Origin of the sequence: Emcibacter nanhaiensis, from assembly GCF_006385175.1 — a bacterium.
GTDB lineage: Bacteria > Pseudomonadota > Alphaproteobacteria > Sphingomonadales > Emcibacteraceae > Emcibacter > Emcibacter nanhaiensis.
In genome coordinates, this window is the sequence record NZ_VFIY01000005.1 from 518,209 (window position 1) to 530,274 (window position 12,066).

Annotated in this window: 14 protein-coding genes; 11 read left to right on the plus strand and 3 right to left on the minus strand. The window is 56.9% G+C overall.

The genetic code is table 11. The features are described 5' to 3' along the window. The first annotated feature begins 111 nt into the window (after positions 1-111). The 4 genes from FIV46_RS06340 to FIV46_RS06355 all read left to right on the plus strand — a co-directional run bounded on the left by FIV46_RS06340 (position 112) and on the right by FIV46_RS06355 (position 2,914). Complete coding sequence (locus tag FIV46_RS06340) at positions 112-1,215, plus strand: DUF2891 domain-containing protein (RefSeq protein ID WP_139939584.1); 1,104 nt, start codon at positions 112-114, stop codon at positions 1,213-1,215. A gap of 115 nt (positions 1,216-1,330) precedes the next feature. Continuing rightward, positions 1,331-1,825, plus strand: coding sequence for a helix-hairpin-helix domain-containing protein (locus tag FIV46_RS06345; protein WP_139939586.1), 495 nt, complete (start codon positions 1,331-1,333; stop codon positions 1,823-1,825). Between the two features lie 118 nt (positions 1,826-1,943). Beyond that, a complete protein-coding gene (locus FIV46_RS06350; RefSeq protein ID WP_139939588.1) occupies positions 1,944-2,372 on the plus strand; it encodes an NUDIX domain-containing protein in 429 nt (142 codons plus the stop codon). 32 nt (positions 2,373-2,404) lie between these two features. Then, positions 2,405-2,914: a CYTH domain-containing protein gene (locus FIV46_RS06355; RefSeq protein ID WP_139939590.1), complete on the plus strand. Its 510-nt coding sequence runs from the start codon at positions 2,405-2,407 to the stop codon at positions 2,912-2,914. Positions 2,915-2,917: 3 nt separating this feature from the next. Here FIV46_RS06355 and FIV46_RS06360 read toward each other — a convergent pair whose 3' ends face one another. The 3 genes from FIV46_RS06360 to FIV46_RS06370 all read right to left on the minus strand — a co-directional run bounded on the left by FIV46_RS06360 (position 2,918) and on the right by FIV46_RS06370 (position 5,811). Further along, entirely contained in the window at positions 2,918-3,661 is a 744-nt protein-coding gene (locus tag FIV46_RS06360; RefSeq protein WP_139939592.1) for a ParA family protein, read from the minus strand. Next, a complete protein-coding gene (locus FIV46_RS06365; RefSeq protein ID WP_139939594.1) occupies positions 3,658-5,232 on the minus strand; it encodes a CYTH and CHAD domain-containing protein in 1,575 nt (524 codons plus the stop codon). The genes FIV46_RS06360 and FIV46_RS06365 overlap by 4 nt, the downstream gene beginning before the upstream one ends. 129 nt (positions 5,233-5,361) lie before the next feature. Continuing rightward, positions 5,362-5,811: a J domain-containing protein gene (locus FIV46_RS06370; RefSeq protein ID WP_219845931.1), complete on the minus strand. Its 450-nt coding sequence runs from the start codon at positions 5,809-5,811 to the stop codon at positions 5,362-5,364. 234 nt (positions 5,812-6,045) lie between these two features. Between FIV46_RS06370 and FIV46_RS06375 the strand changes: the two genes are divergently transcribed. From FIV46_RS06375 to ahcY, 7 genes are all read left to right on the plus strand, one after another. Continuing rightward, entirely contained in the window at positions 6,046-6,750 is a 705-nt protein-coding gene (locus FIV46_RS06375) for a response regulator transcription factor (RefSeq protein ID WP_139939598.1), read from the plus strand. 31 nt (positions 6,751-6,781) lie between these two features. Beyond that, positions 6,782-8,431, plus strand: coding sequence for a stimulus-sensing domain-containing protein (locus FIV46_RS06380; RefSeq protein WP_139939600.1), 1,650 nt, complete (start codon positions 6,782-6,784; stop codon positions 8,429-8,431). Beyond that, the gene (locus FIV46_RS06385; protein WP_139939603.1) at positions 8,428-8,856 is read left to right on the plus strand and encodes an HPr kinase/phosphorylase; all 429 of its coding nucleotides are present in this window, start codon (positions 8,428-8,430) and stop codon (positions 8,854-8,856) included. Before FIV46_RS06380 ends, FIV46_RS06385 begins: the two co-directional genes overlap by 4 nt. 134 nt (positions 8,857-8,990) lie before the next feature. Beyond that, positions 8,991-9,902 carry an RNase adapter RapZ gene (rapZ, locus tag FIV46_RS06390; RefSeq protein ID WP_139939605.1) on the plus strand — a complete coding sequence of 304 codons (912 nt, stop codon included), beginning with the start codon at positions 8,991-8,993 and terminating at the stop codon, positions 9,900-9,902. 24 nt (positions 9,903-9,926) lie between these two features. Continuing rightward, positions 9,927-10,334, plus strand: coding sequence for a PTS sugar transporter subunit IIA (locus FIV46_RS06395; RefSeq protein ID WP_139939607.1), 408 nt, complete (start codon positions 9,927-9,929; stop codon positions 10,332-10,334). Continuing rightward, a complete protein-coding gene (locus FIV46_RS06400) occupies positions 10,331-10,627 on the plus strand; it encodes an HPr family phosphocarrier protein (RefSeq protein ID WP_139939609.1) in 297 nt (98 codons plus the stop codon). Before FIV46_RS06395 ends, FIV46_RS06400 begins: the two co-directional genes overlap by 4 nt. Before the next feature lie 124 nt (positions 10,628-10,751). Further along, on the plus strand, positions 10,752-12,047 hold the full coding sequence (gene ahcY, locus FIV46_RS06405) for an adenosylhomocysteinase (RefSeq protein WP_139939611.1): 1,296 nt from the start codon (positions 10,752-10,754) through the stop codon (positions 12,045-12,047). Positions 12,048-12,066 lie beyond the last annotated feature (19 nt).

Here is a 12,066-nt window from a genome sequence, read left to right on the forward strand (position 1 = left end):
CTAAGGCGGTTCAGGGTATCAGACTTTTACCGCTTGTGTTATGCATTTATAACGCTGTGGCCATGCAGTATTGGATAAGAGGGAAAGGCTGGGACAATGCGGGAGATCTATATGAATTTATTCAGGATTCTGGTCTTGATCGGCCTGGCGGTGCCGGCCCGGGCGGAAACCGGGGAGCCGGTGTTCGATGCGGCACAGGCGGGACGGTTTGCCGATCTGGCGCTCAAATGCATTCACCGGGAATATCCCAACAAGATTTCCCATATGATGCAGAGTGACGGCCATGTGGCGCCGCCCCGGGACCTGCATCCGGTCTTTTACGGCTGTTTCGACTGGCATTCGGCGGTGCATGGCCACTGGATGCTGGTCAGGCTCCTGCATGTCGGGCCGGACGGCGACTATAAACACAATATCCTGCCGGCTTTGGCGCAGAGTTTCACCCCGGACAGGGTAGCGGGGGAAGTGGCCTATTTCCGCGCCCGCATGGGCAGTTCCTTCGAGCGGCCCTATGGCCTGGCCTGGTTCCTGCAGCTGATGACGGAGCTCAGGCAGTGGCAGGATCCGATCGGGCAGCAATGGGCCCGCACGCTCGAACCCCTGGAGGCGGTGGTGGTGGAGAATATCAAGATCTGGCTGCCCAAGCTGGTTTATCCGGTGCGCATCGGCACCCACAACCAGACGGCCTTTGCCTGGGGGCTGATGCTGGACTGGGCCCGGCAGGCCGGGGATCAGGACCTGGAACAGCTGATTGTCGCCCGGGTGCGGGAATTCCACGAAAAGGATCAGAAATGCCCGCTGGCCTATGAGCCCTCCGGCGAGGATTTCATGTCGCCCTGCCTGATGGAGGCCGACCTGATGCGCCGGGTCCTGCCGCCGAAGAAATTCAGCAGGTGGTTCAGGAAATTCATGCCGCAGGTGCCGAAAGACGGCAGCTGGGACTGGCTGCCGCCGGGGATCGTCGGCGATATTGCCGACGGCAAACTGGCCCATCTGGACGGCCTCAACCTGTCCCGGGCCTGGAACCTGGAAAATATTGCCGCGGCGCTGTCGAAACGGGACCGGCGCCGGCCGTCGCTGCTGAATGCGGCCCGGGTGCACCGGAGTGTCGGGCTGCAGGCGGTCACCGGGGAGCATTATGCCGGCGGTCACTGGCTCGCCAGTTTTGCCACGTACCTGATGACGCACCGAGGTCTGGACGCCCCCCTCGGACAGTGATAAAATTCACAAAATTGTAACAAAAACTACATACTTATGTCATTTACCTGCCGGGTGCTTGAGCCTACAATGGCCTGCAGAATTAGAACTATTTCCACAATGGCGGAGGTTACGCATGGCGCATTCTTTATCTGATGTGAACGGGATTGGCCCGGCCACACAAAAACTGCTCGAGGCGCATGGCATCAAAACGGTGGCGGCACTGAGTAAGGCGACACCGGAGAAGCTGGCTGAAATCCAGGGGTTTTCCGTACTCAGGGCGTCCCGGGTAATTGAGGCGGCGATCCTGCTGACCTCCTCTCCGGCGACCGGTACGGCCGCGGCCCGTAAGCCTGCGGCGAAAAAGCCGGCCGCCCCGAAACCGGCTGCCCCGAAACCGGCGGCCAAGCCGGCGGCGAAAAAAGCAGCGCCTGTAAAAGAGGAAAAAGCGGAAAAACCGGCCAAGAAAAAGGACAAGAAAAAGGCTGAGAAAAAGAAAGCCGATAAAAAGGCGGACAAGAAGAAATCCGACAAGAAAAAGTCCGATAAGAAGAAGGCGGACAAGAAGAAAACCGACAAGAAAAAGTCTGACAAAAAGAAGTCTGCAAAAAAATCGAAGAAAAATAAATAAAACCTTAACCGCAGAGTGCTATGGTTAATTTCCAAGGGGGAAACTGGACAATACCATATCTGGTAGCTAAAATAAGAAAACATACCAGATATGAACGGTTAGAGACTTTGGAATTAATATGGGCGCGAAGCCGACAACAAAGGATGTTTTCAGGAAAGCCGACGGTCTTCCGATTTCGGTAAAGGCCGTCATTACCCTTGAAGACAAGGTGCTGTTGCTGCAGGAACCCGACAAGGAGTGGGAACTGCCTGGTGGCAAGCTGGATGAAGGCGAGGGCCTCGAGGACACCCTGCACCGGGAAGTCTATGAAGAGACCGGCCTTAAAATCAAGTCCGCCAACCTTGTTGATCTTTGTGTCCGCCCCCGCGATCGTGGCCGTTCGGATATTTGTGTGGCCACTTACTACTGCAAGGTCAAATTTTCTTCCCTCAAAGATGTCACGATTTCTGAAGAGCATATCTGTGCCGGACTGTTCAAAAAGCGTCAGCTGGACCGGCTCTATATGCTTGATATTTATCGTGAAGTTGCCGGAAAAATTCTTTCCTGACCTGAAGACCATTTTCATTTAGAGTATTGTTTATGCCTGAGAACGCTTCGAACATTGAAATCGAACGAAAGTTCCTTGTTTCCCGTCGTCCCGATGGCGAACTGGTCAAACGCCAGTCCATCCGTCAGGGCTATATCGCCCGCGAGGCCGGCAATACGGTCCGCATCCGCCAGAAGAATGACAAATATATTCTCAGCATCAAGGCCAGCAAGGGCGCCAACGAGCGCTACGAGCTGGAGTATGCGGTGAGTGAGGCCGATGCGACCCTGCTGTTCAAACTGTGCACTGGTCCGCTGATCGAGAAAACCCGGGAGGTCTATAGCTTCAGGGGGCATTTGTGGGAAGTGGATATTTTTCACGGCGCCAACGACGGCCTGATCATTGCCGAAGTGGAGCTGGACAGTGCCGACGAACAGTTCGAAAAGCCGTCCTGGCTTGCCCGCGAGGTGAGCCATGACGCCCGTTTTTTCAATGCCTATCTGTTCAGCCATCCCTTTGTCGGCTGGGGGCTCAGCTACCAGGAACTGCTCGACGGCAAATAGCCCTTACAGCAGCTGCAGGCGGAACTTCAGGTCTTCCCACAGGGAATTATACATCTGGGCCGGCGGGCTGGCCGGGGCGAAGGCATGGACCGGCGCCCGCTTGATACCCATCTGCTCGACGATGCTTGAATAGGGAATATAGCTGTTGAGGAATTCCGGATATTCCTCGCTGGCATGGTCGATAATGTCCCGGTGCAGTTTCTTGCGCCGGTCGACCATGGAAAAGAACGGCCAGACCCGGGAATTGTCATAGCCTTTTTCTTCCCGGAAGCTCATCAGTTGCTCATAGGTGCGTAAGGACAGGCTGGTGGGGATGATCGGCACCAGCAGGCCGTCCACCACGGAAAAAATATGTTCCGACAGGGCGGAAATGCTGGGCGGGCAGTCCAGCACCAGCAGGTCATAGTCGTCGGTCACCGGCTTGAGGATCTTGAACAGGGTGGTCAGTTTCTTTTCCACCAGTTCGATATCCAGCAGGCGATAGGAAAAATCGGCCGGCAGGATGTCCAGGTTGTCATAGTCGGTCCCCTTGATCAGCTGCTCCAGGTCGTGTTTCTTTTTCACCAGGCCCTTGGTGCCGCCCTTGACCTTCGGTTTGACCCGGAAGTAATAGGTGGACGACCCCTGCGGGTCCAGGTCCCAGAACAGCACCTTGAAGCCTTCCCGGGCGGCAAGATAGGCAATATTGACGGCAGTGGCGGTCTTGCCTACACCGCCTTTGATGTTAAAGACACCAAGTGTTTTCATGACGGGCTTTTTCCTTTGGCGGATTTCTTTTTCCGGGGGCCGAAAAGCTGGCGGAATTTCTGTTCCGCTTCCGGTGAATCGAATGAGGTGAACCGGTCGGCGAATTCCCGGCGGGCCGCCATCTGTCCCTCAATCAGGTGGGAGGCCAGGATGCCCATGGCCATGAAGGTCTGGGCGTTGCCCATGTTCTTTTGCTGCATTTCTTCGGAAAAACCGGTGATGCTTTGGGCCTGGACCTCGTAATCCTGGAAATCGCCCAGGTTTTCCTGCAGGAGTTTCAGGCCGGCAATGAGGTTTTTCACCTCCCCGGGCGGATAAAGGCTCTGGAAGAATTCCATCAGGTAGCGCAGTTTCTTGCCGGTTTTGCGCAGTTCATGCAGGTCCTCGGCCGGGCTCTCGTCGGTGATGGCCTTGCCTTCCTGGACAATGCGCTGGAAGGTCTTCCAGATGCGCCGGCTGGCCAGCTCCCGGATCGCCAGGTCGGCGTTCGGGGCAGCACCCTTGTCGTCATCCTCAAGAAAGGCGCGGTAGTCATCCAGCAGCTTTTTGTATTTGGCGGTGCCGAGCGTGCGGGCCAGCGTCTTTTGCTCTGCGGCCTGTTTCTGGACCAGGAATTTTTTCAGGTCCTCAAGGGAGCCGCGATATTCCTCCGGCAGCAGGCCGCGGTAATTTTCAAATTTCAGCAGATAGACGTCCAGGTCGCGGGTCGGGCCGGTAATCTGGCCGAGCCAGGCAAACTGTTCCTTCCAGCGGTTGGTTTCCGCCTCTCCGAACACGCCCTTGATCTGGCTGAGGGCAGAACGGGTGCGGCGCACGGCGACCCGGTAGTCATGCAGGAATTCGGAATCCAGATCGGCGATAGTGCCGGCCTCATTTTCCTGCATGGTGGCAAACAGGGTCTTCAGGATTGCTGTCGTGGCTTTGGCCGCCGGGGCGCTGCTGTCCAGTTTGATATTCAGTTTCGAGCTGTAGGTGCCCGGCGTGACGCCGAAGCGCTGCAGGGTTTCGTGAAGATAGGGATGTTTGCGGCGCCCGAAGCCGATCTGCTGCAGCCTGCGGGCGATTTTTCCCGCTTCCTTTTCATAGCCTTTGACCGGCAGGAGTTGCAGCGACCATTCGCTGACTGTATCGGCGGCGCCGTTCGGGCAGGTGATCTGGTTTTGATCGAGATAGAGCGTGGCGGTCTTTTTCTCTTCACTGTCCAGGGCATAATATTCCAGCCGCTGGGTTGTTAGCTTCAGGACCGGCAGCAAGCGGCGCATGGCAAGGATCTTCGCCAGGCGCTTCTGGATCGGGCTGGCCGGAAAATCCCAGGCAAAGGCGGGGGCTTCCCTGTGCAGGGTGATACTGCCCTGCAGGCCGTCATCCGTCAGGTGCCGCCACAGATAGCGGTTTTCCTGACCGTGCTGTTCCCGGATCATGTAACCCTGGGCGTTGAACAGACGCCAGTCGAACGTATCCAGGAAATCCTGATGCAACGGCAGTTCCCGGATCAGGGACAATCCGTTTATCTTTTCCAGCTTGTTGCGGATGGCGGCCAGGTCAAAATTTTCCGGTCCGTAAAAATACATGACACCCCTTGATTGCTCTGCGGTACAGTTCTTGTCTGCCGAAACTATAAGAAGGCGGGGTCATATCGCCAATCATAAAATTGTTACAAGTTTATGACAAAAATGGCGGATTCCAAAGGTTTTTTGAATTTACCTGGCCACCAGCACCTGATAGGCGGCGGTAACCTGCTGGAATTTGATGGCGGCCTGCTTGTCCCCGCGATTGGTGTCCGGGTGATAGCGTTTGGCGAGAGAGCGGTAGGCGGATTTGATTTCCGCCTGGGTGGCGTCGTCATCCAGTTCCAGCACCTCGAAAGCATCTGCCCGGCGCTGGTCGGCGCCATAGCTTTCCGGCCCGGTGTTATAGGCGCCGCTGGTCTTGTAGCCGGCGCTGGCGCGGGCTTCTTCCTGGGCGCGGCGGAAGGCGTCCGCTTTGTTGCGGCCGGCGAAATAGTTCCAGTTCTGGTTATATTCAGCCACATGCCGCTGGCAGAAATGCCATTTTTCCGGGGAATCCGGCGCCTTGGGCGCGGGGAAATCGCCGGGTTCGTCGCAGCCGTCATAGTCGCAGAGCCTGACTGATACAGGCTCGCGTTCCACATGATATCCGTCCCATCGGGGAAAACCCCAGCTTTTCGATCTTGGCATGCTTTTCAGGCTCTTTCACGACAACTCATGACTAGCAGGAAATTGTACCGCCAATCAATGAAGATTTTCTTTCCATATAGGGTCACCGGGCCGGCTTTTTTAGACCCTGTCGGAAATTCTTAATCTTGCCACGGTTTCGTGCTACTGTCAGTCGGAATAGGTTGCAACATAAGGAAAAAAAGCTAAATGGCGACAACGATTACGCTTGTGGATGACGATCAGAATATTTTGACATCCGTTAGTATGGCTCTGGAGGCAGAAGGATTTGACGTTAAAACCTACACGGACGGCGCCTCCGCACTTGAGGGACTGAATAAAAACAGCACCGATATGGCGGTTCTCGACATCAAGATGCCGCGCATGGACGGCATGGAACTGCTCCGTCGCCTCCGCGAAAAGCATAATTTTCCGGTTATTTTCCTGACCTCAAAGGACGATGAGATTGATGAGATGCTCGGCCTCAAAATGGGGGCCGATGACTATATCAAGAAACCCTTTTCCCAGCGGCTGCTGATCGAACGCATCAAAACCGTTCTGCGCCGGGTGGACGCCGTCAGGAAAAGCGCCACGGCGGATGAGGATGAGGATGGGGTGATCGTTCGCGGCCGGCTGCGCCTGGACCCCGTGCGCCACCAGTGCGAATGGGACGGCAAGGATGTGAAGCTGACGGTGACCGAGTTCCTGATCCTGCAGGCGCTGGCCCACCGTCCGGGCCATGTGAAAAGTCGCGACCAGTTGATGGATGTGGCCTATCATGACGACGTCTATGTGGACGACCGTACCATTGACAGCCATATTAAGCGGCTGCGCAAGAAATTCCGGGCTGTGGATGAGGAATTCGACGGCATTGAAACCCTCTATGGGGTCGGCTACCGCTACAGTGAAAGTTGATGGGGGTAGACAATTGCGCTAAAAACAGCGGATGAGCCCGGACACAAAGCCATCGCCCATCAGGACCCGCCCCAAGCGCGGGATTTCGCCGCTGACCATCCGGATCCTGTTGGTGAATCTGATTGCCCTGATTTTTCTGGGCGGCGGCATCCTTTATGTGGACGACCTGCAGCAGACCCTGATTGAATCCCGGATCGACTCCCTGCGCAAGGATGCCGAAATCCTGGCCGGCGCCCTCGGCGAGGCGGCGACGGGGGGACCCGACACCACCGAAATCGAGCTTATTCCCGCCCAGCAGATTATCACCCGCCTTGTGGACGTGACCCAGAACCGGACCCGTTTCTTTGACGTGTCGGGGGCCAAGCTGATTGACAGCCGGGACCTGGCTGTTGAACAGTCCATTGTGGTCAACCCGCTGCCGCCGGAGGGCGGGCTGGACAGTTTCTGGGATAACCTGAGCTGGAAAATTTCCAGCATCCTCGATCGTCTTAACAAACGCTACGCCCTGGGGGAATACCGGGAAAAAGCCCATGAGGTGGCGGAACATTATCCCGAGGTGCTGGAAGCCCTGGCCGGGGAGAACAGCTATCGCATCCGGGTGCTGACTGAGCGGTTCGACATTATTACCGTAGCCGTGCCGGTACAGAGGTTCCGGCGGGTGCTGGGGGCGCTGATGGTGTCGGCGGATGACCGTGATATCCGCGAGGCGGTGCAGGATGCCCGCATGACCATCCTGAAGCTGTTTTTTGCCGCCCTGCTTCTGACGCTGACCCTGTCGACCTTTTTCGCCCGCACCATCGTCCGGCCGATCCTGCGCCTGGCCTATGCCGCCGACCGGATCCGCATGGCCACCAATCCCGACTATCAGATTCCCGATTATTCCCGCCGCAATGACGAGATCGGTGACCTGAGCCGCTCGCTCCGGGAAATGACCGATACCCTGGCCCGGCAGATCGATGCGGTGGCGTCATTCGCCGCCGATGTGGCGCACGAGCTGAAGAATCCACTGACGTCGGTGCGCAGCGCCATCGAAACACTGTCCTTTGCCAAAAAAGAAGAGGACAAGCAGAAGCTGCTGGCCATCATCCAGCAGGATGTGCAGCGGCTTGACCGGTTGATTTCCGATATTTCCGATGCCTCCCGGCTTGATGCCGAACTGGCGCGCAGCAGTATGGAACTGATCAACATGACAGCGATGGTGGAAACCCTGCTGGATATCTATGACACCACCCAGAAGGACAAGCTGCCGGACCTGGTGCTTGAGGTGGATGGCAGCCGCCGGCTGCGCAAATCGAAGGAAAACAAGCCGCACTATGTCATGGGGCTGGAGGGGCAACTGGGCCAGGTTGTGCGCAACCTGCTGGACAACGCCATTTCCTTTTCCCGGTCCGAGGGTCATGTCTGGGTCCGGCTGCGGGAGCATAAGAATATGGTCGAACTGGTCGTGGAAGACGAGGGCGTGGGCATCCCCGAGGACAAGCTGGACAGTATCTTTGAGCGCTTCTATTCCGAACGCCCCAAAGGGGAAGCCTTTGGCAAACATTCCGGCCTTGGCCTGAGCATCTGCAAGCAGATTGTGGAATCCCACGGCGGCACCATCACCGCGGAAAACCGCGAAGAAGGCGGCGGCGCCCGCTTTATCGTCCGCCTGCCGCGGGCAGAAGGGGGCAGGAAGCAATGACTCTGTTCCACGCCACCGTTGTCTCGCTGGAGGGACGGGGGATCATGATCAGCGGCCCGTCCGGATCCGGCAAATCCGACCTGGCCCTGCGCCTGATCGAGGAGGCAGGCGCCCGGCTGGTTGGGGACGATTATGTCACCCTGACGGTTGAAGGGGGCCGGTTATGGGCCCGGCCGGCGGACAATATCTCCGGCCTGATCGAGGTACGCGGGGTCGGTCTGGTCAAGATGGACTTCCTGCCGTCCGCTGCCCTGGATCTGGTGTTTATCCTGCCTCAGCCGGCGTCAGGCGTACAGCCCGAGCGTTTGCCTGAAGAGCAATATTTTGAGCATGAGGGAATTCGGGTGCGCCAGCTTGATTTCCTGCCGTTTGAAGTGTCGGCGGTGGCGAAAATCAAGGCGGCGCTCCGCCACGTGTTGTCCTGAATTCTGATTCATTGTCACAGGAAATAGGTTTGTATAATCAGGCCTGCTATGAGAAGATTGCCCGGATTAAGTGATTCCAGAGCGATAGGCGTCTCGCGACGACGGTCCGCCAGAAAGATGCACAGGGGACAAAGGTGACAGAAAACAGTGATGCGGCCGACCGCAACACGGGCAAGCTTACTCTTTTGCTGATTACAGGCATGTCAGGGGCCGGAAAATCCACTGCTCTCAAGGCGCTGGAAGACATCGGCTACGAAGCGCTGGATAATCTCCCGCTCAGCCTGCTGCCCAATCTTATTGAACTGGCCAAGGGCGAAGACCCGGACCATATCAATCCGGCTTTCGCCATCGGCATTGATGCCCGGACCCGCAATTTCAGGCCGGACAAGATTATTTCGCGACTGCAGGAGTTGAAGGACCGGGACGATCTGGATGTGAAAGTCCTCTATTTTGACAGCAACAATACGGTATTGGCCAAACGGTTTACGGAAACCCGCCGCCGTCATCCGCTGGCTATTGACCGGCCGGTTTCTGACGGCATCGTCCGGGAGCGGCAAATGCTTGAAGTGATCCGGGCCGAAGCGGACTATTTTTTCGATACCTCCGATTTGGGGATTCATGAGCTCAAGCGCATGCTGAGCCAGCGGTTTGAACGCCGGGCCGGCGGTGATCTCAATATTTCCATCAGTTCCTTCGGTTATCCCAAGGGCCTGCCCCGGGATGCGGATCTGGTGTTTGACGTGCGGTTCCTGAAAAATCCCCATTATGAAGACAGTCTGCGGCCGCTGACCGGCGAGGCGGAGGAAGTGGGCGACTTTATAAAAGGCGACCCGGTCTTCGAAAGTTTTTGGGATAAAATCGGTTCTCTGATATTGTCTTTGCTGCCTGAATACAAGAAGGAGGGAAAATCCTATCTGACCATCGCATTCGGGTGTACTGGCGGCCGGCACAGGTCGGTTTTTGTTGCCCGGGAGCTGGCTGAGCTATTGCGCGAGCACGGTTACTGGGTGAATGTGCATCACCGGGAACTGTTATCCGGTGAGTGAAATTCAAAAAGACGGAATTGATATATGATTGGTATGGTGGTTGTAACGCATGGGCGGCTGGCGGAAGAGTTCGTATCTGCCATGGAGCATGTGGTTGGCCCGCAAAAGGCAGTGCGTTCTATCTGTATTGGCCCTGATGACGATATGGAGCAGCGCCGACAGGATATCCTCAATGCAGTCAAGGAAGTGGACGAAGGCGACGGTGTTATCCTGTTGACCGATATGTTTGGCGGCACCCCTTCCAACCTGGCCATTTCCATCATGGACAACGCCAATGTGGAAGTGATCGCCGGTATCAACCTGCCCATGCTGATCAAACTGGCCAGCGTGCGTGTGGCCTGCTCGATGGAGGAAGCCATCACCGCCGCCCAGGAATCCGGGCGTAAATATATCAATGTGGCCTCCCATGTCCTGTCCGGAGAGGTTTCATGACGGCAGAACAGGGGGCGCCCGGTCACCCCTGTGAAACAGTCCTGACCATTCTCAATCGCCGGGGACTTCATGCCCGCGCTTCCGCAAAATTCGTTTCCGTGGCAGAAAAGTTCGATTCCGCCATCAAGGTGTCCAAGGACGGCACCTCCGTTTCCGGTACCTCGATCATGGGATTGATGATGCTGGCCGCGGCGCCCGGCGACCAGATCATGATCCGTTGCGAGGGGGCCCAGGCGGACGAGGCGCTTGCGGCGCTGCAGGCTCTGGTCGAGGATAAATTCGGCGAAGATTAGGCTTTCCTTAAATATTTTCGGAAAAATATAGAGATATAAAGATTTCTTTATTTTGTTTCTTGTGGCGGGTCCCGGGACTTGCTATAAGCCCATGTGTGATGGACTGAAAAGGAAAGAACAGCCAATGACCGAATTTACAGATTACAAGGTTGCGGATATTTCGCTTGCCGACTGGGGCCGCCGCGAGATAGCCATTGCCGAGACCGAAATGCCCGGCCTGATGGCGTTGCGCGAAGAATATGGCGAGAGCAAACCCCTGACAGGGGCCCGGATCGCCGGCTGCCTGCATATGACGATCCAGACTGCGGTGCTGATCGAAACCCTGATCGAGCTCGGCGCGGAGATCCGCTGGTCGTCCTGTAATATCTTTTCCACCCAGGACCACGCGGCTTCTGCCATTGCGGCGAAGAATATTCCGGTGTTTGCCTGGAAAGGCGAAACCGAAGAGGAATTCCTGTGGTGCATCCGCGAGACCATCATCGGGCCCGACGGCTGGCGTCCCAACATGATCCTGGATGACGGCGGCGACCTGACCGCCATGATGTATGAGGATTTCCCCGAGCTGCTGGACGATGTGCGCGGCATTTCCGAGGAAACCACCACCGGCGTGCTGCGCCTGTACCAGATGGAAAAGGAAGGTCGCCTGACCGTTCCCGCCATCAATGTGAACGACAGTGTCACCAAGTCCAAGTTCGACAATCTCTACGGCTGCCGGGAAAGCCTGGTCGACGGCATCAAACGGGCCACCGACGTGATGATGGCCGGCAAGATCGCCGTTGTCTGCGGTTATGGTGATGTGGGCAAGGGCTCTGCCGCCAGCCTGCGCAACCAGGGCGCCCGGGTGCTGGTCACCGAAATCGATCCCATCTGTGCGTTGCAGGCCTCCATGGAAGGCTATGAAGTCACCACCATGGAAGACGCCGCGCCGCGCGGGGATATTTTCGTCACCTGCACCGGCAATGTGGATGTAATCACCCTCGATCACATGCGCGAGATGAAGGACCGGGCCATTGTCTGTAATATCGGCCACTTCGATTCCGAGATCCAGATCGCCTCTCTGGAGAACTACAAGTGGGAAGAAGTGAAGCCACAGGTGGATGAAGTGGTTTTCCCGGACGGCAAGCGACTGATCGTGCTGGCCAAAGGCCGCCTGGTGAACCTGGGCTGCGCCACCGGCCACCCCAGTTTTGTGATGAGCGCCTCCTTCACCAATCAGGTGATGGCCCAGATCGAGCTGTGGAACAATTCCGAAAATTACGGCAACAAGGTCTATGTCCTACCCAAGCACCTGGATGAGAAGGTTGCTTCCCTGCACCTGGAGCGCCTCGGGGTAAAACTGACCGAGCTGAGCCAGAAGCAGGCCGATTATATCGACGTGCCGGTCAGCGGTCCCTTCAAACCGGATCATTACCGCTACTGATCCGGCCCGGGAGCAGATT

Excerpts from the sequence above, each read along its gene's own strand:
- FIV46_RS06340 (WP_139939584.1), top strand. The coding sequence starts at position 112 with ATGAATTTATTCAGGATTCTGGTCTTGATCGGCCTGGCGGTGCCGGCC.
- FIV46_RS06345 (WP_139939586.1), top strand. The coding sequence starts at position 1,331 with ATGGCGCATTCTTTATCTGATGTGAACGGGATTGGCCCGGCCACACAA.
- FIV46_RS06350 (WP_139939588.1), top strand. The coding sequence starts at position 1,944 with ATGGGCGCGAAGCCGACAACAAAGGATGTTTTCAGGAAAGCCGACGGT.
- FIV46_RS06355 (WP_139939590.1), top strand. The coding sequence starts at position 2,405 with ATGCCTGAGAACGCTTCGAACATTGAAATCGAACGAAAGTTCCTTGTT.
- FIV46_RS06360 (WP_139939592.1), bottom strand. The coding sequence starts at position 3,661 with ATGAAAACACTTGGTGTCTTTAACATCAAAGGCGGTGTAGGCAAGACC.
- FIV46_RS06365 (WP_139939594.1), bottom strand. The coding sequence starts at position 5,232 with ATGTATTTTTACGGACCGGAAAATTTTGACCTGGCCGCCATCCGCAAC.
- FIV46_RS06375 (WP_139939598.1), top strand. The coding sequence starts at position 6,046 with ATGGCGACAACGATTACGCTTGTGGATGACGATCAGAATATTTTGACA.
- FIV46_RS06380 (WP_139939600.1), top strand. The coding sequence starts at position 6,782 with ATGAGCCCGGACACAAAGCCATCGCCCATCAGGACCCGCCCCAAGCGC.
- FIV46_RS06385 (WP_139939603.1), top strand. The coding sequence starts at position 8,428 with ATGACTCTGTTCCACGCCACCGTTGTCTCGCTGGAGGGACGGGGGATC.
- FIV46_RS06395 (WP_139939607.1), top strand. The coding sequence starts at position 9,927 with ATGATTGGTATGGTGGTTGTAACGCATGGGCGGCTGGCGGAAGAGTTC.
- FIV46_RS06400 (WP_139939609.1), top strand. The coding sequence starts at position 10,331 with ATGACGGCAGAACAGGGGGCGCCCGGTCACCCCTGTGAAACAGTCCTG.
- ahcY (WP_139939611.1), top strand. The coding sequence starts at position 10,752 with ATGACCGAATTTACAGATTACAAGGTTGCGGATATTTCGCTTGCCGAC.